Source organism: Amycolatopsis sp. NPDC004368 (assembly GCF_053602515.1).
Genome location: NZ_JBSGDT010000020.1, coordinates 67,304 through 91,364 on the forward strand (window position 1 = coordinate 67,304; position 24,061 = coordinate 91,364).

The following is a 24,061-nucleotide window of genomic DNA, read 5'->3' on the forward strand; positions in this document are numbered from 1 at the left end:
CTACCGTCTCGGGCACGCGCGAGGTGGCCAGAGCGCCTTTGCTCACGGAGCCTCGTTCTGGAACTGGAACTGCACCCGCACGGACCCGTCGAGCGGCACGACGAGGGTGGTGTTGCTCGCCGACCACGTGCGCGGCACCAGGAACATGCGGTCGTTCCCCAGCACGAGCAGCCGCAGGTTGCGGTAGCGGTAGTGGAAGGTCTGGCCGGGCGCCGGCGGCAACGCGGTCTCGTCGAGGCCCGGGCTGCGCGGGAACAGCCGCTCCTTCGTGTCCACGATCACGGTGGGCAGCCGGTCCAGCGCCCGCGCCTGTGCGAGGGCGAGCCCGCGGCCCGACCACTGCGCGACCGTGGCCGTGGTCCAGAACAAGCTCACGGCGACGACCACCAGCACCAGCGCGAGAGACACCCGCCGCACGGCCGACGTCGGCGGCGCCTCGGGCTCGAGCCGCCGCAGCACGTGGAAGCCGTAGACCACCAGCACGCCGCCCACGGCGATCAGCAGAGGAGTGACGAGGGCGTACCACGCCCAGCCGCGCACGAGGCCGTACAGCAGCAGCAACACGACACCCGCGCCCAGCACCGTGAGGCCGATGGCCGTGAGCACCCGCACCGCGGTCCGGATCCGCGTCGTGTCGGAAGCGGCCGCGATGCGCCGCTGCACGGCCGCATGCAGCACGAGCGCCCCGACGCTCGCCAGCGTGAGCACCAGCAACGGCGTCAGCAGCGGTTGCGGGCTGCGCATCACGTAGTCCTGCGTGGCCAGGCCGATCAGGTCGACGTCGAGACCGAAGTACTCGTACTGCGAGCGCGTGGAGACGTAACCGAAGTAGAACAGCAGCGTGGTGAGCAGGGTCGCCGGCGCGACGACACTCCCGACGGCCCGGACCCAGTGCTCGATCCGGCCGGTCACGTCCCCCTCGTCGGGCACCGGTCAGCCCGAGGTCGTCGTCGAAGTGGCGGACTCGGCGGTCGTCTCGGTGGTTTCCGACGACGATTCGGAGCTCGTCGTGGAACTGCTGCTCTCACCCAGCGGGTTGCGCAGGTCGATGGTGTTCGGTTCGAGCCGGTAGCCCTCGCACCCTTCGCGCTCGCACTGCAGGGAGCCGGACATGGTGAGGGTCGCGCCCGAGCCCGGCTTCAGCCAGGTGAGGGCGACCGAGCACGCCGTGTCCCGCGAGCTGAAGGTGTAGGCCGGGCAAGCGGGATTGCCGTCGCACTTGCCCCCGGCGCTCACCTGGTCGCCGGGTCCGGCGTGGACTTCGGCCACGAGCACGCGCACCCCGTCGGGCGGGGTGTTCAGCAGGCTGACGTTGATGCAGTCGTCCTTGCCGCGCTCGTCGTTGCTGCCGCCGATCGGCAGGCCGGCGAGCTGCAGCGAGTTCCCGCCGTCGGACGGGCGCGGGCTTTCCGTCCCGGTGTCCTCGGTGCGCGGTTCGCCGGTCGTGGTGACGTCGGACGTTGCGCTCGGTTGAGCGCTGTCGGTCCCCGAACCGGCGCCCGGGCTGCCGCAGGCACCGGCGAGCACGAGCAGTGCGGCGCCCCCGAGCGCGCCGAAATGGTGACGGAGTGACATGGTTCCCCCCTCTCACCCACCGTAAAACGGGTGAGCCGGGCCGAAAACCACGCCAGGACACAACACGGTCACGAGGTTTCACCGGTGACCGCGTCCGAAGTGGACTCCGGTCACCTCCCCGCGAGGTGCTCCACGACCGGGGCGAACTGCTCCAGGAACGCGCCGTTGACGCTGATGTAGGACACGCCGAGCTCGTCGCGGCGGCGTTCGAGCTCGCCGGCCATCGCGTCGAGGTCGCCGCGCAGCACGGTCAGCGAGTCGCGCTCGACGAGGGTTTTCACGTCGAGGCCGCCGAGGAACCCGCTCAGCCACGGCGGGGCCTCGTCGCCGACCACGAAGAGGTTGAGCGAGAACTCGAGGTCGTCGGCGCGATCACCCGCGGCCGTGCGGATCTCGTCGACGTGACCCGCCATTTCGGCGCGTGTGGTGAGCACGCCACCGGCGAGCGCGACGATGTCGGCCTTGGCCGCGGCCAGCCGGCGCGCCTTGGGCCCGCCCGCCGCGATCATCACCGGCGTGTGCGTGTCGCCGTCGAGGCGCCGCACGTGGTCGATGGTCTCCGACCGCCCGTCGAGGCGGTCCTGGCCGGAGCCGTAGGGCAGGCCGAGCTCCTCGGCCTGCTGCCGCATGGTCGGCAGGCCCGTGCCGAGGCCGAGCTCGAAGCGGCCGTCGGTGACGCGGGTGAGGCTGTGGGCCTCCCACGCGGCGGCGCGCGGTGTGCGCAGTGGGCCGGCCAGCACGAACGACCCGACCCGCAACGTCGTGGTGGCGGCCGCCGCGGCCGCGAGCGCCGCCGTCGGCGACGGCAGGTTCAGGTTGTCGGGCGAGAGCAGGGTCGAGTAGCCCAGCTCTTCCGCGCGCCTGGCCGTCTGCTGCCAGCGAGCGCCGCTGCCGTCGGCCGTCGCGACCACGCCGAAGCGGAACGGTTTCCTGGTCATGAGAACAACACCCCCGGGACGTCGGTGATCCCGATACAACCACCGTTCGGGGTCCGGCGGCCACCACCGCGGGTCAGCCGCGCTGGTACTCCTCCCAGGTCTTCTTCGGGTTCACGGCCGGGCCGTCGTCGGCCTCGCGCCCGGCCAGGCCGTTGAGGCCCAGGTAGTAGTCGCCCGTCTGGTGCTGGGCGGCCGAGGACAGATCCGGGTCGGAGATCGCGACGGCGTGGATGTGGTACGGCCAGTCGGCCTGCTCCGGCGTGCGCAGCCAGGCCGCGAACCCGACCTGGCGCAGGGTCTTGACCACGCTGGTGCGCGTCGCGGTGGACAGGCCCGACACCGACACGTCGAACGTGCCTCCGCCGTCGTGCGTGCCGGCGGACATCGGGTCCCCGCCCGGGTTGTACGAGCCCTGGCTGAGGCTCAGCTGACGGCCGAGCAGGCCTTCGGCCTTCACCAGCATGGCCTTGGTACGGGTGTTGAGCGTGACGCCGTGGTAGGTCACGTGGCTGCCCGCGGTGACCACGGCGGTGACGGTGTACCGGTCGGCGCCCAGCGTCTCCAGCGACGTGCGGCCGGGCAGGCCCGAGGCGTCGATCCCCGTGTAGCCCAGCGACTTCTGGTACTTCGAGTAGGCCGTGATCGTCGTGGTGCCGAAGTACCCGTCCACGTACTGCGCATCGAGCAGCCCCTTGTCCAGCAACGCCTGTTCGACCAGCAGCACGCTGTCGTGCGCGCCGGGAGTCTGCGTGCTGTCGGCGCGGCGCGGGTCGATCTGCGCGGCCTTCAGCACGGCCTCCATGTTCACCGCGGGCAGAGCCCGCGTGGCCGCACCGGCCGAAACCGGTGCGGCCACGCCGAGCGCCACGACCGCGAGCGCCGCCCACGCGGCTGCTTTCGTCAGCATCCCCGGTCCTCCTCGTTCTCCTCACGGTTGAATCCCGGCCAGGATCAAGGCTCGGGATACAAGCGACGTACAACCCGGAGGTCCAGGCCGGGTTCAGTCGGCGATCAGCATGGTGTTCCGGGCGAGGGTGACGCCGCGCTCCTGCTGCCGGCGCACGAGCCAGCGGCCCGGCGCCACGCCGCTGCCACCGTGCTCGGGGTGGATCAGGTACGCCGGTGCGGTGTTCTCGAACACCGCGATGCCCAGGCGCAGCGCGTCGTTCACCGAGATGTACCGGCACATGCCGGGATCGGCGACGAGCGTGTGCGGGTTGCGGCCGTCCACGCCGCGCACGAGTTCGACGCCACCACCCCCACCGGCCGCCAGTGTGCCCACCGGTTCAGCGTCACGGTGCGGGCCACGAGGGCGTGCGGCATCACGATGAGGTCGCCCTGGGCTTGCAAGCCGTCGAGCCCGGGGACGGCGACTGGCGTTCGAGGCGCTCCAGCACTTCGAGGCCGCTGCGGTCGAGGAGGTCGGCGAGGCTGATGCGGTTAGCGTCGACGGCGTCGGCTGTCACGTCTTCGATCACCCACGCCGGCACCGGCGTGCCGTGCCACGCGTACGCGCGCCAGCCGTCGGGGTAGGCGATGGCCGGGCCGTCGGCCGCGTGCATCCCTCGGCGTACGCGGAGCCGGGCGCGGGTTCCGTGCGGACCACCACCGGCCGCTCACTGATCACGCACGCACCTTCGCGCGGCCACCACCAGCCTCACGAGCGCACGGTTTCGGCCCACAGGTTCAGCTGCCGCTCGGGTCTGTGTCCGAAGTGGACACCGAGCCGGCCATCCGATTTTCCAGCTGTGGCACCGCGCCGTAGGTCAGCCCTCGGTTCGGGGGCACGAGTTGTGCCGCCGCACCGGGGGAATCGACCCACACGAACTGCGGGGACGAACTACCTTCGAGCGCGTACAGCGCGCTGATCGCCGCCTCCGCGGCCGGCCGGTCGGCGGGCTCGCAGGACAGGGCGTGGTCGAGCCATTCGGCGCGCGCGACCTCGGCGAGCTGCCACTGGACGCGGTGCGGTTCAGGGAATGCGGGAATTTCGACACCGCGGACGCCGGGGCCGCGGGCCGCGGTCAACGCGCGAGGGCGAACACGCCCTTTCCATCACACACGCCGAGGTCATGACAGTCACCGCGGTGACGGCGCAAGTGTTTTGGTCGCCGCCGCGCCGCGAGAGGGAGCGGCGGCGACCGGGAAAGCTCACTCCGCCCAGTCGGAGTTCCGGATCACGTCGACGAAATCGGTGTGCTTGAACCCCGGAACGAAGTGCTCCAGCACGTCGGCGTTCACGGTGCCGAACGTCGAGTCCGGACGGTGGGCGAAGCCGTCGGTGAACGCCTGCAGGATCTGGCGCTTGAAGTCCGGCCGCGGGTGCGCGGCGGTGACGGCGGCCAGGTCGTCGGCGGAGAGGCGGCCGAGGTTGAGGCCGAGCACGTCGGTCTCGACGCCCGCGGTGGTGGCGGCGATCTCCGGTGCCATCCGGTAGGGCACCTCGGGCGTGGTGTGCAGCGCGATGGAGGTCCAGACCACGTCGGCATCGGCGGCCGAGCGGCCGTGGGCGAGCAGGAACTCGCGGGCCTGATCGGCGCCGTCGATCTCGAAGCGCTGCTGCTCGGTGCGCCACGGCGGCACGAGACCGGTGTCGTGGAACAGCGCGGCGACGTAGAGCAGCTCCGGGTCGGGGTCGATGCCGAGGGCGCGCGCCTGCAGGCTCCCGAAGAGGAACACCCGGCGCGAGTGGTGGAACAACAGCTCGGTGGACTTCTCGCGGATCAGCGCCGTCGCCTCGGCGACGAGCTCGGTGTCCGGCACGGTGATCCCGGCGATCGTCTCGGTCATCACGACTCCTTGGGTGAGCGGGGTGGTGACCCCAGCCTGTCGCGCGCGGGCTCCGGGCGCCGTGGCCGGATCGGCCACAAACCCCACCGATAGGGACATCCGGGCGGCGGGAGTGACCGGGCGCACACCGATGGGCCAACCCGCTGGCGGCGACTCTCTTCCCGTAGTGAAAACTACCATGTACTGTCTTCCGTCATGGACACTACAAAGAGGGCGGGTGGTCCACAGTGGACGCGGTGACGGTCACCGACTACCACACGGCGGGAGAGCCCTTCCGCATCGTCACCGGCGGCACGCCGGACATCCCCGGCGCCACCGTGCTCGAACGGCGTGAGGCGGCGCGGTCGACGCCGGAGATCGACGCGGTGCGCGAGCTGCTCGTGAACGAGCCGCGCGGGCACGCCGCGATGTACGGCTGCTTCCTGGTGCCGCCCGAGACCGAGGGCTCCTTGTTCGGCGTGCTGTTCTGGCACCGCGAGGGCTATTCGACGGCCTGCGGCCACGGCACGATCGCGCTCGGCGCGTGGGCCGTGCGCACCGGCCGCGTCGAAGCGGCGGCCCACGGCGTGACCGAGGTGCCGATGGACGTGCCCTCGGGCCGCGTGGTCGCGGCCGTGACGTGCGAGGGCGGCGAAGTGCGGAAGGTGGCGTTCCGCAACGTCGACACCGCCGTGCTCGGCCGCGGTGTCGAGGTCAGCACGAAATGGGGTCCGGTCGAGGTAGATCTCGCCTACAGCGGCGCGATCTACGCGTGCGTGCCGGCTTCCGCGTTCGGCCTCGCGGTGGTCCCCGAACACCACACCGAGCTCGTCACCGCCGGCCGCGAGGTCAAGGCCGCACTGAGCGGCACGCAGTGGGCGCAGCACGCCGCGGACAGCCGGCTCGGCGGGGTCTACGGCGTGATCCTGTACGACGACCTCGGCGACACCCCGACTGGGCCGCACCAGCGCAACGTGACCATCTTCGCCGACGGTCAGGTCGACCGTTCCCCTTGCGGCTCCGGCACTTCCGCACGCTTGGCGTTGCTCGCGGCCGAGGGGCGGCTGGGGGAGGGTGACGTGCTCACCCACGGCTCGATCATCGGCACCACCTTCACCGGCCGGATCTTGTCGACCGGTGGCGACGGCAGCGTCGCCACGGAGATCGAAGGCACCGCACACCTGGCCGGCGAGAGCGTGTTCACGCTCGACCCGGCCGACGACCTGGGAACGGGGTTCACCCTGCGATGACGAAACTGGCCATCATCGGCGGCGGCAACATGGGCGAAGCGCTGCTCGCCGGCATGCTGGCGGGCGCCGACCCGAAGTTCACGGCGGCCGACGTCGTCGTGGTCGAGCTCGCCGAAGAGCGGGCGGCGTACCTGCGTGAGCGCTACGGCGTGGCCACCGCGGCGGAAGCCGGGCCGGCGATTCGCGAGGCGGAAACCGTGCTGCTCGTGGTGAAGCCCTACCACGTGGACGATCTCTTCGCCGCCGTCGCGGACGACGTGCGCGACGACCAGCTCTTCGTCTCGGCCGTCGGAGGGGTGCGGATCTCGCGGCTGGAAGCGTTGCTGCCGGGCAAACCCGCGGTGGTGCGCTGCATGCCCAACACCCCCGTTTCCGTGGGCAAGGGGGTTGTCGCGATCAGCGCGGGCACGTACGCGGGGGAAGCCGAGCTCGACCGGGCGCAGGACCTGTTCGCCAACGCCGGAAAGGTCGTGCGCGTCGAGGAGACCCGCATGGACGCCATCACCGCGCTGTCGGGCAGCGGTCCGGCGTACTACTTCTTCCTCGCCGAGGCGATGATCGAGGCCGGGATCCTGCTCGGCTTGCCGCGCCCGCTGGCCGAAGAGCTCGTGAAGGCCAACGCGGCCGGCGCGGCCGAGATGCTCCAGGCGCCGGACGCCGACGCGGTCCGCATGCGCACGGCCGTGACCAGCCCCGGCGGGGCGACGATCGCGGCGATCCGGCAGTTCGAGGAACGCGGGGTGCGCGCGGCCGTGATGGCGGCCATCGAGGCGGCCCGCGATCGCGCGGGCGAGATGGGCCGCTGAGCGTTCGCCGGAGCCCGGCCGGGTCACTCCCGGCCGGGCCACCGCGTGCGCATGTCGCGCGGCACGAGGGCGGTGCGCAGGGCCGTGAGCAGGTCGATCCGCTCCGAGACGACCGCCGGGTCCTTGCGCGCCAGCCCGGCCAGCAGGCAGTCGACGACCAGCGTCGCGCCGAGGCCCTCGTGGGTCAGCCCGCTCACGGAGTGCACGGCGGTGAGCACGACGTCGACCTGCTCGCCGAGCGTGGGGCGCAGCGAATTGGTGATCAGCAGCAGGCGGGCACCGACCAAACGCGCGTGCTCGACGATCGTCTTCACGTCGTGCAGCATCCGGTCGGGCACACACAGCACCACGACGTCGTGCTCCCGCAGCCGCACCAGGTCGTCGGCGAGCCGGAAGCCCGTGGCCGACGTGCTCCACGCCCGCCGGCCGAGCCGGTGCAGCCGCGTGACCAGGTACTGCATCGGCAGCTCCGACGGGCCGAGCCCGAAGCCGAGCACCTCGGTGGCGGAGTCGAGCAGGTCCACGGCGGCGGTGAACTCGGGCGCGGCCAGCAGCCGGCGCGTCTCGGTGAGCCGCTCGACCGACTCGGTGAGGACCTCGTCGAGCAAGGTCGTGGTGTCGCCGCCGGTCTGCTCGATGCGCTCGCGCAGCCGGGTGGCCGGGTTGGTGTCGCCCACCACGTACCGGCCCACCTCACGCTTGAGCTCGGGCAGGCCGGAATAGCCGAGTGCTTTCACCGCGCGCACGACCGTCGCGTCGCTCGTGCCGCTCAGCGTGCCGAGGTCGCCGGCCGTGGACAGCAGGATCGCCTGCTGGTGGCTGCGCAGGTACTCCGCCACGCGCTGCTCGGCCGGCGAAAGCCCGGCGAGCCGCTCCTCGACGCGGGCGCTGAGCGGGTCGGGCTTCTCGTCGTGGGCGGTCACGTCCGAGAGCCTACCGAGCAGCGGTCTCGCGCCGCCTCGCACTCGTCAGTGCACAGTGGACGGTTGGGCTCGCTGATTTTCAGCGCGCCGCGGGCAGCGAGCTGAGTACGGCCCGCACGGCCCTGAAGCGGGCCCCGCTGGCGCTCCACGAGCTCGTGCACCGAGGCCCGGGCCGACGGCCGCGAAGTCGGGGGTCGGGCGGTCCTCCAAATACTCGAAGGGCGCGTCGGGCTTCTCCGGTACCAGAGCGGGGAGGGTCTGCGTGCTCAGGAAACTCCTGGGGCCACCCGATGGAGGTTCATTGGAGTACATCCAGGTAAACCACGGGTAGACGACAGTGCTCTGCGCGGTGTCAGGTTTCGGCGGTGGCCGGCAGGCCCAGCAGGGTGTCGAGCTGGCCCGCGGTGAGCAGACCGGCGTCGACCACGAGCTCGTGGATCGAGCGGCCGGTGGCCGACGCCTGCTTCGCCAGCGCGCTCGCCGCTTCGTAGCCGATCACCGGGTTCAGCGCCGTGACGAGGCCGATGGACTCGCGGACCTGGCGGCTCAGGTGCCCGGTGTTGGCCGTGATGCCGGTGACGCAGCGGCGGGCCAGGGTCTGCGCGCCGGTGCGCAGGTGGTGCAGCGACTTGAGCAGCGAGTGGGCGATGATCGGCTCGAACGCGTTGAGCTGCAGCTGCCCGGCCTCGGCGGCGAGCGTGACGGTGGTGTCGTTGCCGATCACCTCGAACGCGATCTGGTTGACCACCTCGGGGATCACGGGGTTGACCTTGCCCGGCATGATGCTGGAGCCGGCCTGCACCTTCGGCAGCCGCAGCTCGTTGAGCCCGGCCTGTGGACCCGAGGACAGCAGGCGAAGATCGTTGCAGGTCTTGGAAAGTTTCACCGCCACGCGCTTGAGCACGCCGGAGAGCTGCACGAACACCCCGACGTCGGCCGTCGCCTCCACGAGGTCGGTCGCGGTGACGAGCGGGGTCCCGGTGAGCTGCGCGAGGTGCTCGCACGCCAGGCGCGCGTAGTCGGGGTGCGCGTTGAGGCCGGTGCCGATCGCGGTGCCACCGAGGTTGATCTCCGTCAGCAGCGTGAGTGCCTCGGCCAGCCGCTGCTCGTCTTCGCCGAGCGTCACGGCGAACGCGGTGAACTCGCGGCCCAGCGTCATCGGCACGGCGTCCTGCAGCTGGGTGCGCCCGATCTTCACGACGTCGGCGAACTCGGCGCCTTTCGCCTGCAGCGCACCCCGCAGCTCGGCCATGGCGCCGAGCAGCTCGGTCGCGGCCGCGTGCACCGCGAGCTTCACGGCGGTGGGGTAGACGTCGTTGGTCGACTGGCCCAGGTTCACGTCGTCGATCGGGTGCAGCCGCGAGTAGTCCCCGCGCGGGTGACCGAGCAGCTCCAGCGCGCGGTTGGTCACGACCTCGTTCACGTTCATGTTCGACGAGGTGCCCGCGCCGCCCTGGATCACGTCCACGGTGAACTGCTCGTGCAGCCGGCCGGCCGCGATCTCCTCGCACGCGGCCACGATCGCGGCGGTCTTGTCGCCCGGCAGCAGGCCGAGGTCGTGGTTGGCCAGCGCGGCGGCGTGCTTCACGCGGGCCAGCGCGACCACGAGCTCGGAATGCGTCGACAGCGGGCGGCCGCTGATCGGGAAGTTGGCCATGGCGCGGCGGGTGTGCACGCCGTAGTACGCGTCGGCGGGCACGGCCAGCTCGCCGAGCAGGTCCGCTTCGGTGCGGGTGGTGGTCATCGGGCACTCCTGGTGAACAACCCGCCGCGGTCGGCGGTCACGGCGCCCGCGACGATCGTCGCGACGGGCCGGTGGGTGAAGGACAGGCCCCCGAACGGGGTGTTGTGCGAACGGCCCGCGGTGTCGGCGGGGTCGACCGTCCAGCCGGCTCGCGGGTCGACGAGGGTGAACGTGGCCGGCTCGCCCACGGCGATGGGACGACCGGCGGACGCGGTGATGCCGCCGATGCGCGCCGGTGCGTGGGACAGGCGCTCGGCCACCAGCGCCCAGTCCACGCCGCGGCCGGTGTTCAGCACCTCGGCCACCACCGCGAGCGCGGTCTCCAGCCCGGTCATCCCGAACGGCGCGCCGCACCAGTCCGCGGCCTTCGCTTCGGCGGGGTGCGGCGCGTGGTCGGTGGCGACGGCGTCGATCGTGCCGTCGACCAGGGCGGCCCGCAGCGCGCGCACGTCGGCGGGGGAGCGCAGGGGCGGGTTGACCTTGAACCGGGTATCCGTGCTCGCGGCCTCCGCGTCGGTGAGCAGCAGGTGGTGCGGCGTCACCTCGGCGGTCACGGCCCAGCCCTGGTCCTTCGCCCACCGCACGAGGGCGGCCGTGCGCGCGGTCGACACGTGGCAGACGTGCAGCGGTGCCCCGGCGTCGGCGGCGAGCACGATGTCGCGCGCCACCACGGTTTCCTCGCCCGTGCCCGGCCACGGCGGCAGGCCGGTGCGCTCGGCCGCGGGCCCGGCGTTGATCTGGCCGGCTCCGGCGAGCGGGCCGGACTGCGCGTGCTGGGCCAGGACGGTGCCGGTCCGCCGGGTCAGCGCCAGGGCTTCGCGCACGAGCACCGGGTCGTCGACGCAGCGGCCGTCGTCGGAGAACAGGCGCGCACCGGCCGCGGCCATGGCCTCCAGCGGCGCGAGGCGTTCGCCCGCGAGGCCTTCGGTGATGGCACCGACCGCGTGCACCCGACAGGACGCGGTGCGCTCGGCCAGGTCGAGCACGTGGCGGATCCGCTCGGGGGAGTCGGTGACCGGACTGCAGTTGGCCATGGCGAACACGTCGGAGTACCCGCCGGCCGCCGCCGCGGCGGTGCCCGTGGCGATGGTTTCCGCGTCTTCGCCGCCCGGCTCGCGCAGGTGCGTGTGCAGGTCGACGAACGCGGGCAGCAGCACGAGACCGTCGGCGGCGAACCGGTTCGGTGCGTCGGCGCTGCCGCGGGGCCGCAGTTCGGCGATGCGGCCGTCCCGCACCACGAGGTCGATCGCGGGACCGCCGAACGGGGCCACGCCGCCGAGCACCGCGTGGCCGAGCGGAGCCTGCGTGAGCGGGCTCATGCGTGCTCCGCCAGCCGGAAGACGGGCCCGTCCTTGCAGATCAGCGGCGACTCCTCCGGGCCGCCGCGAGTGCCGGTGGCGCAGCCGTGGCAGTAGCCGAGGCCGCAGGCCATGTGCGCTTCCAGCGACACCTGCACCTCGGCGCCCCAGCGGTCGGCCAGCTCGCGGCACAGCCAGGCCAGCCGGTCGGAGCCGCACGTGAGGATCCGCTGCGGCGGCGCACCATCCAAAGTGGAGGTCAGCTGCGCGCGCAGCCGCGCGATCTCGCTGGTGCCTTCGGCATCGGTCACGGTGAGCACGCGCTCGGCGCCGCACTCGCGGTAGAAATCCGCGCCGATCACGGCCTGCGGCGTTCGTCCACTCGCGACGGCGACGAGTTTCGTGCCGCTGCCCGCGAGGTCCTGGGCGACAGTCGTGAGCGAACACGTGCCGATGCCCCGGCCCACCAGCAGTACGCGGGTGGTGTCGGCGGGTACGTGGAACCCACGCCCGAGCGGGCCGACCACGAGCATCGTCTCGCCCGCGGCGAACGTGGTGAGCTTGCGCGTGCCGTCGCCGACCACGCCGTAGACGACCTCGATGGTGCCGGCCTCGGCGTCGCGGCGGTAGATCGCCATCGGCCGGGGCAGCACGGGGCCGCGTTCGCCGGCTCGTGCGGCGGTGAGCATCACGAACTGCCCGGCGGTCGCGGTCCGCGCGATGCTCGGCGCGTGCAGCCGCAGGTACTGGTAGCGGTCGGCTTCTCCCCGGTGCTCCAGGATCTCGGCGTGGTGCCACGTCGGAGCCGGGACGGGGCCGGTGCCGGGCAGGGGTGTCACGTGGTCGCGGACGGCCCGGGTCTCGGTGGTGGTCATGACTGCTCCGATCCCGCGACGGGGAACGCGGTGTCGAGCTGAAGGAGGCTGTGGGCGAGTACTTCGGTGCCGACGACGAGGTCGGCGACGTCGGTCCACTCGTCGGGGCTGTGGCTGACGCCGTCGCGGCTGGGCACGAAGAGCATGCCGGTCGGCGTGACGTGGTTGACCATCTGTGCGTCGTGGCTCGCGCCGCTGGGCAGCACGCGGTGCGCGTGGCCGAGGGCCGCGCACGTGGCGGCGACGACGTCGGTGACCCGGCGGGGCAACAGCACCGGGGAGGCGTCGGCGAGGGTCCGGGCGCTGAACCCGATCCCGCGGCGGGCGGCCAGGGCGTGGGCGCGCTCGACGATCTCCGCCGCGGTCTGGCGCTGGCGGTCGCTGTCGACGTCGCGCACGTCCACGTGCAGCTGCGCCTGGCCCGCGATCGTCGTGATGGAGCCGGGTGCGGAGTCGAGCCGCCCGACCGTCGCGCGGGTGCCGTGGTGGCGGCTGTCGGTGGCGATGGCTTCGATCAGCAGCACGATCTCGGCCGCCGCGGCGAGCGCGTCGGCGCGCTGGTGCATGGGTGTGCCGCCGGTGTGCGACGCGCGGCCGGTGAGGTCGAGGCGCAGGCGGGTGCTGCCGGAGATGAGGTCGACGACACCGAGGGGCAAGCCGGTCGACTCGAGCACGCTGCCCTGTTCGATGTGCAGCTCCAGGAACGCGGCCCAGTCCTCGGCGCGCCAGCGGGCGCCGGCCGCACCCGCCGGGTCGAGGCCGACCGAGCGCATCGCGTCGGCGAGGCTCGTCCCGGCGGCGTCGAACTTGGTCTCCAGGTCATCGGCCCCGGTGAGCCCGGCGACGACGCGGCTGCCGGTGCACGCCTGGCCGAAGCGGGCGCCTTCCTCCGCGGCGAACACCACGAAGCACACCGGATGGGCCAGGCGCACCTCGTGCTCGGTGTAGAGCCGCGCGGTCTCCATCGCCGCGACCACGCCGGCGATGCCGTCGAACGTACCCGCGTTGGGCACGCTGTCGAGGTGCGAGCCGGTGCCGAGCGCGGGCGCGCCCGCCACGGTGCCGGGGAGCTCGGCGATCGTGTTGCCCACGGCGTCGGTGCGCACGGCGAGGCCGAGCCCGCCGGCGTACTCGGCGAACAGCGCGTGCGCGCGGCGTTCGAGCGGGGTGTGCGCGAGCCGGGTCACACCCGGCCCGGAGTCCGGTTCAGACAGTGCGGCGAACGTGTCGAGCCAGTGCGAGATCCGCTCCGCGTCGGCCCGCAGCCGGAAGTCCACAGTGGACGCGGTCATCGCGGTCCACCCGGCAGCTCGGTCAGCAGTGCCACCGTATCGGTCGTCTCGGCGAGCGCGGGCGTGGCCAGAACCGCCGCCACCGCCACGACTTCGGCTTGGGTGGTGGTCGCGAGGTTCAGCAGCGTCCGCAGCCGTGCGGGTTCCCACGCGGTGGCGACCAGCGCGATCCGCTCGCCGGCCGCGACCGGCGGGTGGAACCCGACGACCCCTTCGAGCTCGGACGCGCGGGTCACCGTGGCCCCCAGCTGCCGGGCGACGACGTGGGCGAGCACGGCGTCGTCGGCGCCGTGCCACACCGCGACCCGGTCGACCTCGGGTGTGGTGAGCAGGTCGGCCAGCGCCGCGCCGACGACCTCGGTGGCGGCGGGATCGGTGGCCGTGTCGAGTGAGGAGCCGTAGGTGTCGGGGCTGACGCCGAGCTTGCGCACCGCGGCGGCGGTGTCCTGGACGGGAGTGGTCATGACGGGTTCTCCGAAGGGGTTCGAGTGCCCGCGAGGGCGGGGGTGCCGTCGGCCGCGAGCACGGTGAGGACGACGACGGGCTCGGCGCCGGCCGCGCGCACGCGCTCGGCCAGCGCGGCGGCGGTGCCGTCGGTGGGGGTTCCGGTCGGTTCGTCGGCGATCGGCGTCACCACGGCGACGCGGTCGCCCCGGTGCACCTGGCCGGCGTCCACCGCGAACGGCAGACCGGTGTGCAACGCCAGCGCCGTGGTCACCGCGACCGCGTCGGCCGTCGCGGTGGTGACGAGGCGGTCGGTCGCCGTCGGCAGTTCGTCGGCGAGCAGTGCCGCCGCCCGGCGCAGGATCGACGGCCGGGTGGTGAACGCGGGGCCGATCGCCGCCAGGTCCGCACGCAGTTCGGCGCGCCGCCGCCCCGCGTCCAGGAACACCGCGGTGGTGTCGATGGTGCCGGCCAGGTCGCCTTCGAGGCTCATCGGGCGCTCCTCGCCGGGCCGCTGGTCGCCGTGGTGGCCTCGGTGCCGGCGAAACCGAGCTCCGCGGACAGTTCGCGCGCGGCGGTGAGGACGGCGTCCGTGGCCACCGTGCGCGCGGTGCCCTCACGCATGCGGTTGCCGGCCGCGGCCAGCGTGACGCTCGCGGCCACCGCGCCCGTGGAGGTGAAGATCGGCGCGGCGACGGCCCAGACCCCGCGGTCCAGCTCGTCGTCGCAGATGTCGTACCCGCGGGCCCGCACGAGGGCGAGGTGCTCCACGAGTTCGTCCACTGTGGTCGGTGTGTCCGGCGTGAACGCGTCGAGCGACTGGGTTTCCAGCACCCGCCGGGCCGCGGGCTCGGGCAGGTAGGCCAGCAGTGACCGGCTCGACGCGGCGGCGTGCAGCGGCATCTCCTGGCCGATGCGCACGAACAGCCGCAGCGGGTGCCGGCCCTCCACGAGTGCGACGCACACCGCGCGGGCGCCGATGAGCTCGGTGAGGAACACCGTCTCGCCGCTCGCCTCGGCCGCGTCGACCACCGCTTGGTGCGGGTTGGCCAGCAGCGCCGTCCGGTGCGGCGCCGGCTCGCCGAGCTGGCGCGCGGCCGGGCCGAGGAAGTACCGCTTGTTGGTGGGGGAGCGGGTCACGAAGTTCTCCTCCATCAGTGTGGTGAGCACGCGGTGCGCGCTGCCCACGGGAATGTCGAGCTCTTCGTGCAGCTCCTGGAGCGTGGCGCCCTTGCCCTTCGTCGCGAGGGCCCGCAGCACGGACAAGGCGCGGATGACGACCTGCATGGTTCTCCTTGGGGCCCGGGCTCAGACGAGGTGCTCGGCGCGCCGGTCGGGGATGAAGACCATTGCGACCATGTCGAGCAGGTAGATCACGGACAGCCCGCCGATCGCGAAGCCGAAGCCGTAGCGGGCGGCGACGAGCGCGACCACGATCGGCGCGAACCCGCCGACCGCGCGGCCGAGGTTGAACAGCACGTTCTGCGCCGTGGACCGGATCGCCGTGGGGTAGAGCTCGGCCATCAGGGCGCCGTAGCCGCCGATCATGCCGTTGGCGAACGCGCCCATGATCGCGCCGCCCACCATCAGCGCCCACGGTGACGAGAGCTGGCTGTACCCGAGCACCGAGATCGCGGCGCCGGCCTGGAAGAGCCAGAACGCCTTGCGCCGCCCCAGCTTGTCGGCGATCTCGCCGAACGCGAGGATCCCGGCACCCATGCCGACCACCGTGACCGCGGTCCACACGCCGGATTTCGTGAGGCTGTACCCGAACTGGGTGGACAGGTAGGTGGGCAGCCAGATCATGATGCCGAAGTAGCCGAAGTTCTGCACCGACGTGAGCACGAGGACGCCGATCGTCGCGCGGGTCGTGGGTCCGTCGGCCACGAGCAGCTTGAGCGGAACCTTGGGCTTGCCGGCCTGGCTGTCGCGGTGGCGGGTGAACTGCTCGGGCTCGTGCAGCCGCGAGCGGAACACGATCGCGACGACCGCCGGGAACGCGCCGAGCAGGAACAGCCCGCGCCAGCCCCACGCGTTGAGGACCGGAGCCGAGACGAGCGCCGCGAGCAGCACGCCGGCCTGCCAGCCGAGGCCGACCAGCGACGTCGCCCGCGCCCGCTTCTTCGCCGGCCACGCCTCGGCCGCGAGCGTCATGCCGATGCCGAACTCGCCGCCGATGCCGACGCCCGCGAGGAACCGGAAGACCGCGATCTCCCAGTAGCTCGTGGAGATCGCGGTGAGCCCGGTGAACACGGCGAAGAAGATCACCGAGTACGTCAGCACCTTCACCCGGCCGATGCGGTCGGACAGGATCCCGAACGCGATCCCGCCGACCACGGCACCGATGAGCGTGATGGTGGCGAGCGAGCCGGCTTCGGCGCCGCCGAGCCCGAGGTCACCGGAGATGGCGGACAGGGCGAAGCCGAGGATCAGCAGGTCGAACCCGTCCATTGCGTAGCCGAGCGAAGACGCGAACACGGCCTTGCGGGCGTAGCGGGTGGTGGCTTCGGACACGGCGGGTGGTGCGGCGCTCTCGGCCACCGTTTCGTCGGACATGGTCGGGGCACTCCTCACAGCGTTGCGGGGACGGGGTTGTTCAGGCGCGCAGGGTTCCGATGAGCTCGTGGACGGCGTCCGCCCCGAGCTCGGCGCAGTGGCGGGCGAGGTCGCGCACGATCTCGGCCATCGCGTAGGGACGGGTGAACGTCGCGGTGCCCACCTGCACGGCAGTGGCGCCGGCGATGAGGAACTCGACGACGTCGCGGGCGCTGCTGATGCCGCCGCAGCCGATCACGGGGATGTCGACGGCGCTCGCCGCCTGCCACACCAGGCGCAGCGCGAGTGGTTTCACGGCCGGACCGGACAGGCCGCCCACGCCGTTGCCGAGCACCGCGCGCCGCGAGCGGACGTCGACGGCCAGCGCGGGGAAGGTGTTGCTCACGGTCACGGCGGTCGCGCCGGCCCGTTCGGCGGCGCGGGCGATCTCGCCGATGTCGGTGACGCCGGGTGTGAGCTTCACCAGCACCGGCAGCTGCGTGCGCGTCACCACGCCGGCGACGACGGCCTCGACCGCCGCCGGGTCGGCGCCGATCGCGAGCCCGCCGTGTTCGAGGTTGGGACACGACACGTTGACCTCGAACGCCGCGCACTCGGCCCCGGCCAGCTCGTCGGCCACCTGCCAGTACTCGTCCACGGTCAGCCCGCCGACGCTCGCGATCACGGGAACGCCGAACTCGCGGTAGCGCGGCAGCACGTCGTGCACGAACCGGCTCGTGCCCGGGCTGGGGATGCCGACGCTGTTGAGCATGCCGAGCGCGCTCTCGGTCAGCCGGTGCGACGGGTTGCCGGAGCGCCGCTGCGCGAACACGGTTTTCGTCACGACGGCGCCGAGCTCACGCACCGGCAGCAGGGGACCGAGCTCGGGTCCGAAGCAGCCGGACGCGGGCATCACGGGGTTGGCGAGCGTGAGCGGGCCCAAGGGCACCGACAGGTCGACGGCCGATCCGGGCGCGGTGGCGAACAGCCGGTCGCGGTCGTCGCGGCCGGCTGTCCGATCCAGCACCTCCGTCATGCGGAATCACACCCTCCATCGAACGGAAACGAGAGAAGTGAGGATGAGTCGGGCCCAGCGCGGTGTCAAGACAGTGGCGGCTTGATCCATTCCTGGTGGTCAGAGCCGGTTTTCACGACACGGCGGTGGGGGCGTTCCGCGTTTCCGCGAGGCGGAAACCGGGACTCCGTGGTGTCGGAAGCTTCCGCAGGTCAGCGGGGGATTCGGGGATTCCGGAGCCGGCGGGTGGCCCGACCCGATAAATGTGCGAACGCGAACGCGCGCGGGCCGACGTCCGGCGCCGGTCGGAAAGGGGTGGAACCTACTCGAGCCACTCCGTGACGAACCGGTCGTTTTCGTGGATGTGCACGGCTTCGTAGCGTTCGGGTCCCAGAACCACGAACTTGTGCGCGACACCCGCCGCGACCGCGAGCACGTCTCCGGCCCGGCCTTCCCGCTCGGTGTCGCCGATGGTGAACAGGGCACGCCCACGCTGGATCACGAAGGTCTCGCGGTAGGGGTGGCGGTGCAGGCGCGGTCCGGAGCCGGCCACGTCGGTGCTTTCGCGGATGATGGACACGCTCGCGCCGACCTCGTGGCCCTCGACGTTGCGCGTCAGCGCCCCGGTCGGGTCTTCCGTACTGGTCGAATCGGTCATTCCCGCCACGGTAGCCCGGTCGGCGGAAACCCGGAACCGGGATCGGTCTGTTTCGCGGTTCGCCGGTTGTCGGGTGTGTGACCGACGTCGGTGGAAGGCGCGGAAATGGATCTGCTGGAGCAGTACTTCGTGGCGCAGGACGGGTTCGGCGCGGTGGTGGCCGCGGTGCCGCCCGGACGGTGGGACGCGCCGTCGCCGTGTGCGACCTGGACGGCGCGCGACATCGCCGGGCACGTGCTGTGGGGCCGGTACCGGCTGGCCGCGTGGGTGACCGGCGAGGACTACCCCGAGACGGCGGGTGAGCCCGGCGCGCCGCACCCGGGTGCGCTGTGTGCCGGTGACCCGGCGCGGGCGTGGAAAACGGCGTGCGCCGAGACGGCCCCGGCCCTGACCGGCGAAGGGCTGGCGCGCGTCAGGACCATCGACGGCTTCGGCACCGGACCCCTTTCGGGGCTGTTGCCGGTGTTCGTCACCGATGCGCTCGTGCACACGTGGGACCTGGCCCACGCCACGGGCGTCGAGGTGACGCTCGATCCCCGGCTGGTGACCGAGACGCACGAGCGGATGCGCGGGAACGCGGTGCGGCGACCGGAGTTCTTCGGGCCGGAACGGACGCCGCCGGAGGGTGCCGACGAGACCACGCGGCTGCTCGCGTTCCTCGGCCGCGAGGCGTGGCTTCCCGCGTAGCGCCCGGGTGGCCGGTCAGGCGGGCGGCCGCGGCTCCCGCTCGGCCTGCCACGGCCACGAGCCGGAGATCTCGACCTCCAGCGCGAAGCTCAGCACGGTCCGGATCAGCACGATCAGCCCCAGCACCACCACGTTCTGCAGCGACGCGTTGACGATCACGGTCCGGATGATGTCGCCGATGATGAGGATCTCGAGCCCGAGCAGGATGATCCGGCCGAGGTGCACGCGCAGCCGGTCGTAGCTGCTTCGCCGGCCCAGGGCGTCGGCGACGTAGCGCACCAGCACCACCACGAGCCCGATCGCCATGATGCCGACCCCGAGGCCTTCGATCACGGCGGCGACGGTGTCGAACACCTCGGTGTAACTCACCCGCGAACCCCCACTGGCGAAACGGTGCCGGCTCCTGTCGGGAGAAGTCGCCGACCCGCGGTTTCGGAAATGACCGCGCCCTCGCGGATCGGTTTTACGCCTTCGCCTTTGCGCGGCCACCTCGTGAACGCGGCTTCGCGCCGCGGCTGTTTTCGTAGGCGGTCACCACGTCGGTCGGAATGCGGCCGCGTTCGGAAATGCTCCAGCCATTGTCCGCGGCCCACGCGCGGATGCTGCGCGACCGTTCGCGGTCCTCGGGCGTGGGCGTGCCCGAACCGCTGCCGGCGCGCACCTTGCGGCCGCCGGTGCGGCGGGACGCGGCGATGTAGCGGGCGAACTCCTCGCGCAGGGTTCCGGCGTTCTCGTCGGAGAGATCGATTTCGTACTGGATGCCGTCGAGGCCGAAGGGCACGGTCTGGTGCGCGACCCCGCCGTCGATGTCGTCCACCATCTGGACCAGGACTTTGTGCGCCATGGCGGGTGAATCCTCCTCGGGCGTATCCGACGACCGCGTTTTCCGTGGCCTGGGCAGAACTGTAACATCGATCCACAGTGGAACGCAGTATTCGGCGCGCCGCGATTACCGCTTCGGTGCCGATCATTTTCCGGCATTTCCCCGCGAGCGCGGAAAATGCTCAGCGGAGGTGCCCGGGCGCGCGGGCGGTGGTGGCGCGCACGACAAGCCGCGTCGCCAGTGCGGTCACGGCCAGCCCGGCCGGGTCGGCGGCGGCGCGCGCCAGCACCAGGTCCACGCCGTGACGGCCGGCCTCGGCCAGCGGCATGGCGACGGTGGTGAGCGGCGGTGCCGACACCGCGGCGTACACGAGGTCGTCGAACCCGGTCACGCTCAGCTCGCCCGGCACGTCGACCCCGCGGTCGCGCAGGCGCGCCAGCACCCCGAGCGCCATCACGTCGTTGTAGGCGAGCACCGCGGTGACCCCGGCGGCCAGCGCCTGGTCGGCGGCGCGCGCGCCGTCCTCAAAGCGTGGCGCGAACGGCCCCAGCTCGACGATCTCGACACCGTGGCGCACCGCGGCGGGACGCAGGCCGCGCAGCCGTTCGTGGTTGGACCACGAGCTGTCCGGGCCGTTGAGGTAGGCGCAGCGCCGGTGCCCGAGAGCGGCCAGGTGCGTCACGATCTCGCGCATCCCGCCGGCGCTGTCCATCACCGTGGCGCCGATCCCGGCGACGCGGCGGTTGAGCAACGCGAGCGACGTGAGGCCGGCGAGGTCGGTGATGGTGGCGTCGTCGATGCCCGGTGAGCACAGCAGTGCGCCGTCGGCCTGCTTCGCGAGCGTGCGCACGAGCTCCTGCTCGGTCGCCGGGTCCTCGTCGCTGTCGCCGACCAGCACGGCGTGCCCGGTCTCCCGCGCCCGGGCCTGCACGCTCTTGAGCAGGCCCGTGAAAAACGGGTTCCCGAGGTCCGGCACCACGATGGCGATCGCGCCGGTCTTGCCGGTGATCAGGCTGCGTGCCGCCGGGCTCGGCCGGTAGCCCAGCTCCCGGACGACGGCGAGCACGCGGTCCCGGGTGGCGTCGCTGACGCGGTCGGGCGAGCCGAGCGCGCGGGACACCGTGGCCACCGACACCTCTGCCCGCCGCGCGACATCGCGGATCGTGACTCGCACGGTCCTCCTTCACCCACGGCCGGTCCTGATTGTAGGGCCCCGGCTCCAGGGCTTCTGCTCTGCCGTGCGCCCGACACGGAGCGCGACGAGCCGCGGCCGGTAGCCTCGAGCCGGAGATCACGATGAGACGGGCACGAGAGGACACTGTGGACACTCGGGACACACGGGACACTCGGGTTGCTCGGAGGACGGCCGTCGTGACCGGCGCCGGACGGGGGATCGGGGCCGCGGTCGCGGCGCGGCTGCACGAGCTGGGTCACCGCGTGGCCCTGCTCGACCTCGACGCGGACAACGCGGCCGCCCGGGCCCGTGACCTCGACGGTTCCGGCGCCACCGCGGCCGCCTACGGCGTCGACGTGCGCGATCCCGATGCGGTGCGGGCCGTCGCCGCACAGGTGGCGCGGGAGTTCGGCGTGCCGGACATCCTGGTCAACAACGCGGCGCGCACGCAGAGCCGGTCGGTGTGGGACATCGACGTGGCCGAGTGGGACGACGTGCTCACGACCAACCTGCGCAGCGTTTTCCTCCTGACGCGCGAGCTCGCGCCCGCGATGCGCGAACGTGGGTGGGGCCGCGTGGTCAACCTGGCGTCACTGGCCGGGCAGCAGGGCGGGCTCGTCGCCGGTGCGCACTACGCGTCGTCGAAGGCGGGGATCCTGGTGCTCACGAAGGTGTTCGCGAAGGAGCTGGCGGCCTCGGGTGTCACCGTCAACGCGGTCGCCCCGGCGGCCACGCGGACGCCGGTGATGGACGAGATGGACCCGGGTGAGCTCGCGGCCGCCGAAGCCGCCATCCCGGTGGGCCGCTTCGGCCGCGTCGAGGAGGTGGCGGACCTCGTGGCCTACCTCTGCGGCGAGAACACCGGGTACATCACGGGAGCGACGTTCGACATCAACGGCGGCCTGTTCATGCGGTGATCGCCGACGGTGGTGATGACCGGCCACGGTGGTCAGCGGCCGCGGTGATCACGTACCGCGGTGGTCACATGCTGCGCAGCACCGACACCACGGTGCCCAGCACCACGGCCCGGTCACCGTCGATCACGTCGTAGGCCGGGTTTCGCGGTTCGAGGTACACGTGCCCCCCGCGCCGGCGGTACACCTTCACGGTCGCCTCTTCGTCGATCATCGCGGCGACGATCTGGCCCGAGTGCGCCTCCGACTGCTGGCGCACCACCACGATGTCGCCGTCGCAGATCGCCGCGTCGATCATCGAGTCACCGCGCACGCGCAGGCCGAAGACGTTGCCGCGCCCGATGAGCCCGCGCGGCAGCTGCAGCGTGTCGTCGAGGTGCTCCTCGGCCGAGATCGGCGTGCCGGCGGCGATGTGGCCGACCACCGGCACCGCCACGGAGTCACCGTTCTGCTCGGGCGCGGCCGTGCCGAGGAACGCCCGCACGTCGATCGGCCGCGACACCGAGGTGGCGCGGCGCAGGAAACCCTTGTCCTCGAGGCTCGCCAGGTGCTTCGACACCGACGACGACGATCGCAGCCCGACGGCCTCGCCGATCTCGCGGCTGCTCGGCGCGTAACCGTGGCGGACCACCCAGTCGCGGATCGTGACCAGGATCTGCTGCTGGCGCATCGGCAGGGAGCCGGCGTCGAGGTGGTCGAAGGTGTCGTCGTAGGTGGTCACCCGCCGAATCGTAGACGTAGGCCCGCCCCACGAACGGGACCCCTCCGGTGCGTCGGCGAAGTTCCCTCGTCCGGCCCGCCGGACCCACGACCACCCCGCCTGGTCGCCGCTCGCGAGTTCCCCGAAAATCTTCGCGGACGATTTGTCGAATCGTGAGCGACGCTGTTCGACGCGTCGGTGTGGGCCGGTCAGCGCCCCCGGGACGACCCGGGGCCCGGCCCGGGTGACAAGGGAGTGGACATGCGGTTTCTCATGATGCACCGAGTGTCGGAGCAGTCCGAGTCGGCGTGGAACCCCAGCCAGGAATTCATCGCCAAGATGGGCGAGTTCATCCAGGACTCGGCCGAGAAGGGCATCCTGATCACGGCCGAGGGGGTCCACCCGTCGGAGAAGGGTGCGCTGGTGCGCAAGACGCGCGGGGGCGCGATCAAGACCACCGACGGCCCCTTCACCGAGGCCAAGGAGGTCATCGGCGGCTTCGCGCTGCTGAACTTCGACAACCGCGAGCAGGCCGTGGAGTACGCGAAGACCTACGCGGCGCTGTTCGAGGACGAGATCGAGGTCGAGGTGCGCCAGGTCGTCGAGTTCGACGAGCTGCCCACCGCGTGACGTCCCGGCCGGTCCGCCCGCGCGAGGGCGGACCGGCCGGGTCACCGGGTGAACACCGGCACCAGCGCAGGGTCGTTGAACGACGTGATCCGTGCGACGCGGCCGCCCCGCACGGTGAGGACCTGCACGCCGTAGGGCTCGTCGCCCCCGGCGGTGCGGTGGTGCACGACGAAGGCGGGCTGACCGTTGGCGCGCGTGGGCGTGAGGCGCCAGCGGCCCGGGTGCACCACGCGGGCGGCGAGGAAGCCCGCCACCGCGTCCCGGCCGGTGAACCACGTCGGGATCGGCGGCATCTCCAGCTCGACATCGGTGCGCAGCAGGCGGACCAGCGCTTGGGCGTCGGCACGGGTGAACGCGGCCACGTAGTCCTCGAGCAGGGTCCGGTCGGGTTCGCGGGTCGGTTCGATCAGGTCGTCCTCGCTCGGCGCGGCCTCGGCCAGGTGGGTCCGCGCCCGGCGCAGGGCGCTGTCGACGGCCGCGGTGGTCGTGCCGAGCAGCTCGGCGACCTCGGCGGCGGGGAAGGCCAGCACGTCGCGCAACGTCAGCACGGCCCGCTGCCGCGCGGGCAGCAGCTGCAGCGCGGCGATGAACGCCAGCCGCACGCCGGCCCGCGCGGCGGCGGCCACCGCCGGGTCGCCGCCGCCGAACTCCGGGGCCGGCTGCAGCCACGCGACCGCCGGCTCACGCGACGCCACGGGCACGCGGTGGTCGTCGGCCGGCGCGCCCAGCCCCGACGGCAGCGGGCGCCGGGCCCGGTTCTCCAGCGCCGTGAGGCACGCGGTGGTGGCGATCCGGTACAGCCACCGCCGCACCGAGGACCGGCCCTCGAACCCGCCGAAGCCGCGCCACGCCCGCACGTACGTCTCCTGCACCAGGTCCTCGGCGTCGTGGATCGAGCCCATCAACCGGTAGCAGTGCGCGAGCAGCTCCGGGCGGAAGCGTTCGGTCAGCGCGCTGAACCCGTCGTCGGCCGGCATGGTCTCTCCCGTGGTGCGCGGGAGTCCACTGTAG

The 24,061-nt window shown here is 72.5% G+C and carries 29 protein-coding genes; 5 read left to right on the forward strand and 24 right to left on the reverse strand.

Annotated features, from left to right (window positions below):
* Positions 1–42: 42 nt before the first annotated feature.
* The 8 genes from ACWEOE_RS25675 to ACWEOE_RS25710 form a co-directional block, all read right to left on the reverse strand.
* Entirely contained in the window at positions 43–912 is an 870-nt protein-coding gene (locus ACWEOE_RS25675) for a hypothetical protein (protein ID WP_452013247.1), read from the reverse strand.
* 21 nt (positions 913–933) lie between these two features.
* Positions 934–1,575 (reverse strand): hypothetical protein, encoded by a 642-nt coding sequence (locus ACWEOE_RS25680; protein WP_452013249.1) that lies wholly within the window; start codon positions 1,573–1,575, stop codon positions 934–936.
* A 110-nt stretch (positions 1,576–1,685) separates the two neighbouring features.
* Complete coding sequence (locus tag ACWEOE_RS25685; RefSeq protein WP_452013252.1) at positions 1,686–2,513, reverse strand: LLM class flavin-dependent oxidoreductase; 828 nt, start codon at positions 2,511–2,513, stop codon at positions 1,686–1,688.
* Positions 2,514–2,586: 73 nt separating this feature from the next.
* The gene (locus ACWEOE_RS25690) at positions 2,587–3,420 is read right to left on the reverse strand and encodes a peptidoglycan-binding protein (RefSeq protein WP_452013255.1); all 834 of its coding nucleotides are present in this window, start codon (positions 3,418–3,420) and stop codon (positions 2,587–2,589) included.
* Positions 3,421–3,513: 93 nt separating this feature from the next.
* Complete coding sequence (locus ACWEOE_RS25695) at positions 3,514–3,795, reverse strand: hypothetical protein (RefSeq protein ID WP_452013257.1); 282 nt, start codon at positions 3,793–3,795, stop codon at positions 3,514–3,516.
* Positions 3,796–3,835: 40 nt separating this feature from the next.
* Complete coding sequence (locus tag ACWEOE_RS25700) at positions 3,836–4,075, reverse strand: DUF6745 domain-containing protein (protein WP_452013259.1); 240 nt, start codon at positions 4,073–4,075, stop codon at positions 3,836–3,838.
* 124 nt (positions 4,076–4,199) lie between these two features.
* Entirely contained in the window at positions 4,200–4,541 is a 342-nt protein-coding gene (locus ACWEOE_RS25705; RefSeq protein ID WP_452013262.1) for a hypothetical protein, read from the reverse strand.
* A gap of 123 nt (positions 4,542–4,664) precedes the next feature.
* On the reverse strand, positions 4,665–5,303 hold the full coding sequence (locus ACWEOE_RS25710; RefSeq protein WP_452013264.1) for an HD domain-containing protein: 639 nt from the start codon (positions 5,301–5,303) through the stop codon (positions 4,665–4,667).
* A 236-nt stretch (positions 5,304–5,539) separates the two neighbouring features.
* Between ACWEOE_RS25710 and ACWEOE_RS25715 the strand changes: the two genes are divergently transcribed.
* Positions 5,540–6,532, forward strand: coding sequence for a proline racemase family protein (locus ACWEOE_RS25715; protein WP_452013267.1), 993 nt, complete (start codon positions 5,540–5,542; stop codon positions 6,530–6,532).
* Positions 6,529–7,338 carry a pyrroline-5-carboxylate reductase gene (gene proC / locus ACWEOE_RS25720; protein ID WP_452013270.1) on the forward strand — a complete coding sequence of 270 codons (810 nt, stop codon included), beginning with the start codon at positions 6,529–6,531 and terminating at the stop codon, positions 7,336–7,338. Before ACWEOE_RS25715 ends, proC begins: the two co-directional genes overlap by 4 nt.
* A gap of 23 nt (positions 7,339–7,361) precedes the next feature.
* Here proC and ACWEOE_RS25725 read toward each other — a convergent pair whose 3' ends face one another.
* From ACWEOE_RS25725 to ACWEOE_RS25775, 11 genes are all read right to left on the reverse strand, one after another.
* Complete coding sequence (locus tag ACWEOE_RS25725; protein WP_452013272.1) at positions 7,362–8,261, reverse strand: MurR/RpiR family transcriptional regulator; 900 nt, start codon at positions 8,259–8,261, stop codon at positions 7,362–7,364.
* A 352-nt stretch (positions 8,262–8,613) separates the two neighbouring features.
* Positions 8,614–10,005: an aspartate ammonia-lyase gene (locus ACWEOE_RS25730; protein ID WP_452013275.1), complete on the reverse strand. Its 1,392-nt coding sequence runs from the start codon at positions 10,003–10,005 to the stop codon at positions 8,614–8,616.
* Complete coding sequence (locus ACWEOE_RS25735) at positions 10,002–11,324, reverse strand: dihydroorotase (protein WP_452013277.1); 1,323 nt, start codon at positions 11,322–11,324, stop codon at positions 10,002–10,004. The genes ACWEOE_RS25730 and ACWEOE_RS25735 overlap by 4 nt, the downstream gene beginning before the upstream one ends.
* Positions 11,321–12,178 (reverse strand): iron-sulfur cluster-binding protein, encoded by an 858-nt coding sequence (locus ACWEOE_RS25740; protein WP_452013279.1) that lies wholly within the window; start codon positions 12,176–12,178, stop codon positions 11,321–11,323. The genes ACWEOE_RS25735 and ACWEOE_RS25740 overlap by 4 nt, the downstream gene beginning before the upstream one ends.
* The gene (locus tag ACWEOE_RS25745) at positions 12,175–13,470 is read right to left on the reverse strand and encodes an allantoate amidohydrolase (protein ID WP_452013281.1); all 1,296 of its coding nucleotides are present in this window, start codon (positions 13,468–13,470) and stop codon (positions 12,175–12,177) included. The genes ACWEOE_RS25740 and ACWEOE_RS25745 overlap by 4 nt, the downstream gene beginning before the upstream one ends.
* Positions 13,467–13,934, reverse strand: a complete 468-nt coding sequence (locus ACWEOE_RS25750; protein ID WP_452013284.1) for a hypothetical protein — start codon at positions 13,932–13,934, stop codon at positions 13,467–13,469. The genes ACWEOE_RS25745 and ACWEOE_RS25750 overlap by 4 nt, the downstream gene beginning before the upstream one ends.
* Complete coding sequence (locus ACWEOE_RS25755) at positions 13,931–14,407, reverse strand: hypothetical protein (RefSeq protein ID WP_452013287.1); 477 nt, start codon at positions 14,405–14,407, stop codon at positions 13,931–13,933. Before ACWEOE_RS25755 ends, ACWEOE_RS25750 begins: the two co-directional genes overlap by 4 nt.
* On the reverse strand, positions 14,404–15,201 hold the full coding sequence (locus ACWEOE_RS25760) for an IclR family transcriptional regulator (RefSeq protein ID WP_452013289.1): 798 nt from the start codon (positions 15,199–15,201) through the stop codon (positions 14,404–14,406). The genes ACWEOE_RS25755 and ACWEOE_RS25760 overlap by 4 nt, the downstream gene beginning before the upstream one ends.
* 21 nt (positions 15,202–15,222) lie before the next feature.
* The gene (locus tag ACWEOE_RS25765) at positions 15,223–16,470 is read right to left on the reverse strand and encodes an MFS transporter (protein ID WP_452013292.1); all 1,248 of its coding nucleotides are present in this window, start codon (positions 16,468–16,470) and stop codon (positions 15,223–15,225) included.
* Positions 16,471–16,510: 40 nt separating this feature from the next.
* Complete coding sequence (locus ACWEOE_RS25770; protein ID WP_452013295.1) at positions 16,511–17,485, reverse strand: dihydroorotate dehydrogenase; 975 nt, start codon at positions 17,483–17,485, stop codon at positions 16,511–16,513.
* Positions 17,486–17,786: 301 nt separating this feature from the next.
* Positions 17,787–18,122: a cupin domain-containing protein gene (locus ACWEOE_RS25775; protein ID WP_452013297.1), complete on the reverse strand. Its 336-nt coding sequence runs from the start codon at positions 18,120–18,122 to the stop codon at positions 17,787–17,789.
* Between the two features lie 105 nt (positions 18,123–18,227).
* Between ACWEOE_RS25775 and ACWEOE_RS25780 the strand changes: the two genes are divergently transcribed.
* The gene (locus ACWEOE_RS25780) at positions 18,228–18,809 is read left to right on the forward strand and encodes a TIGR03086 family metal-binding protein (RefSeq protein ID WP_452013299.1); all 582 of its coding nucleotides are present in this window, start codon (positions 18,228–18,230) and stop codon (positions 18,807–18,809) included.
* A gap of 15 nt (positions 18,810–18,824) precedes the next feature.
* On the opposite strand, the gene ACWEOE_RS25785 is transcribed toward ACWEOE_RS25780, so the two are convergent.
* From ACWEOE_RS25785 to ACWEOE_RS25795, 3 genes are all read right to left on the reverse strand, one after another.
* Positions 18,825–19,178, reverse strand: coding sequence for a DUF1622 domain-containing protein (locus ACWEOE_RS25785; protein WP_452013301.1), 354 nt, complete (start codon positions 19,176–19,178; stop codon positions 18,825–18,827).
* Between the two features lie 94 nt (positions 19,179–19,272).
* A complete protein-coding gene (locus ACWEOE_RS25790; RefSeq protein ID WP_452013304.1) occupies positions 19,273–19,653 on the reverse strand; it encodes a histone-like nucleoid-structuring protein Lsr2 in 381 nt (126 codons plus the stop codon).
* Between the two features lie 160 nt (positions 19,654–19,813).
* Positions 19,814–20,806 carry a LacI family DNA-binding transcriptional regulator gene (locus ACWEOE_RS25795; RefSeq protein WP_452013307.1) on the reverse strand — a complete coding sequence of 331 codons (993 nt, stop codon included), beginning with the start codon at positions 20,804–20,806 and terminating at the stop codon, positions 19,814–19,816.
* Positions 20,807–21,003: 197 nt separating this feature from the next.
* Here ACWEOE_RS25795 and ACWEOE_RS25800 point away from each other — a divergent pair, with 197 nt between their 5' ends.
* Positions 21,004–21,723, forward strand: coding sequence for an SDR family oxidoreductase (locus ACWEOE_RS25800; protein WP_452013309.1), 720 nt, complete (start codon positions 21,004–21,006; stop codon positions 21,721–21,723).
* A 64-nt stretch (positions 21,724–21,787) separates the two neighbouring features.
* Here the strand turns inward: ACWEOE_RS25800 and lexA are convergent, their stop codons facing one another.
* Positions 21,788–22,441 (reverse strand): transcriptional repressor LexA, encoded by a 654-nt coding sequence (gene lexA / locus ACWEOE_RS25805; RefSeq protein ID WP_452013311.1) that lies wholly within the window; start codon positions 22,439–22,441, stop codon positions 21,788–21,790.
* Between the two features lie 240 nt (positions 22,442–22,681).
* Between lexA and ACWEOE_RS25810 the strand changes: the two genes are divergently transcribed.
* The gene (locus ACWEOE_RS25810) at positions 22,682–23,050 is read left to right on the forward strand and encodes a YciI family protein (protein ID WP_452013314.1); all 369 of its coding nucleotides are present in this window, start codon (positions 22,682–22,684) and stop codon (positions 23,048–23,050) included.
* A gap of 41 nt (positions 23,051–23,091) precedes the next feature.
* Here ACWEOE_RS25810 and ACWEOE_RS25815 read toward each other — a convergent pair whose 3' ends face one another.
* The gene (locus ACWEOE_RS25815; RefSeq protein WP_452013316.1) at positions 23,092–24,027 is read right to left on the reverse strand and encodes an RNA polymerase subunit sigma-70; all 936 of its coding nucleotides are present in this window, start codon (positions 24,025–24,027) and stop codon (positions 23,092–23,094) included.
* Between the last annotated feature and the right edge of the window lie 34 nt (positions 24,028–24,061).

What these genes read in the sequence shown, in the direction of transcription:
- ACWEOE_RS25680 (WP_452013249.1), bottom strand. Translation starts at nt 1,575, where the DNA reads ATGTCACTCCGTCACCATTTCGGCGCGCTCGGGGGCGCCGCACTGCTC.
- ACWEOE_RS25685 (WP_452013252.1), bottom strand. Translation starts at nt 2,513, where the DNA reads ATGACCAGGAAACCGTTCCGCTTCGGCGTGGTCGCGACGGCCGACGGC.
- ACWEOE_RS25690 (WP_452013255.1), bottom strand. Translation starts at nt 3,420, where the DNA reads ATGCTGACGAAAGCAGCCGCGTGGGCGGCGCTCGCGGTCGTGGCGCTC.
- ACWEOE_RS25700 (WP_452013259.1), bottom strand. Translation starts at nt 4,075, where the DNA reads ATGCACGCGGCCGACGGCCCGGCCATCGCCTACCCCGACGGCTGGCGC.
- ACWEOE_RS25710 (WP_452013264.1), bottom strand. Translation starts at nt 5,303, where the DNA reads ATGACCGAGACGATCGCCGGGATCACCGTGCCGGACACCGAGCTCGTC.
- proC (WP_452013270.1), top strand. Translation starts at nt 6,529, where the DNA reads ATGACGAAACTGGCCATCATCGGCGGCGGCAACATGGGCGAAGCGCTG.
- ACWEOE_RS25730 (WP_452013275.1), bottom strand. Translation starts at nt 10,005, where the DNA reads ATGACCACCACCCGCACCGAAGCGGACCTGCTCGGCGAGCTGGCCGTG.
- ACWEOE_RS25735 (WP_452013277.1), bottom strand. Translation starts at nt 11,324, where the DNA reads ATGAGCCCGCTCACGCAGGCTCCGCTCGGCCACGCGGTGCTCGGCGGC.
- ACWEOE_RS25740 (WP_452013279.1), bottom strand. Translation starts at nt 12,178, where the DNA reads ATGACCACCACCGAGACCCGGGCCGTCCGCGACCACGTGACACCCCTG.
- ACWEOE_RS25745 (WP_452013281.1), bottom strand. Translation starts at nt 13,470, where the DNA reads ATGACCGCGTCCACTGTGGACTTCCGGCTGCGGGCCGACGCGGAGCGG.
- ACWEOE_RS25750 (WP_452013284.1), bottom strand. Translation starts at nt 13,934, where the DNA reads ATGACCACTCCCGTCCAGGACACCGCCGCCGCGGTGCGCAAGCTCGGC.
- ACWEOE_RS25755 (WP_452013287.1), bottom strand. Translation starts at nt 14,407, where the DNA reads ATGAGCCTCGAAGGCGACCTGGCCGGCACCATCGACACCACCGCGGTG.
- ACWEOE_RS25760 (WP_452013289.1), bottom strand. Translation starts at nt 15,201, where the DNA reads ATGCAGGTCGTCATCCGCGCCTTGTCCGTGCTGCGGGCCCTCGCGACG.
- ACWEOE_RS25765 (WP_452013292.1), bottom strand. Translation starts at nt 16,470, where the DNA reads ATGTCCGACGAAACGGTGGCCGAGAGCGCCGCACCACCCGCCGTGTCC.
- ACWEOE_RS25770 (WP_452013295.1), bottom strand. Translation starts at nt 17,485, where the DNA reads ATGACGGAGGTGCTGGATCGGACAGCCGGCCGCGACGACCGCGACCGG.
- ACWEOE_RS25775 (WP_452013297.1), bottom strand. Translation starts at nt 18,122, where the DNA reads ATGACCGATTCGACCAGTACGGAAGACCCGACCGGGGCGCTGACGCGC.
- ACWEOE_RS25780 (WP_452013299.1), top strand. Translation starts at nt 18,228, where the DNA reads ATGGATCTGCTGGAGCAGTACTTCGTGGCGCAGGACGGGTTCGGCGCG.
- ACWEOE_RS25790 (WP_452013304.1), bottom strand. Translation starts at nt 19,653, where the DNA reads ATGGCGCACAAAGTCCTGGTCCAGATGGTGGACGACATCGACGGCGGG.
- ACWEOE_RS25810 (WP_452013314.1), top strand. Translation starts at nt 22,682, where the DNA reads ATGCGGTTTCTCATGATGCACCGAGTGTCGGAGCAGTCCGAGTCGGCG.
- ACWEOE_RS25815 (WP_452013316.1), bottom strand. Translation starts at nt 24,027, where the DNA reads ATGCCGGCCGACGACGGGTTCAGCGCGCTGACCGAACGCTTCCGCCCG.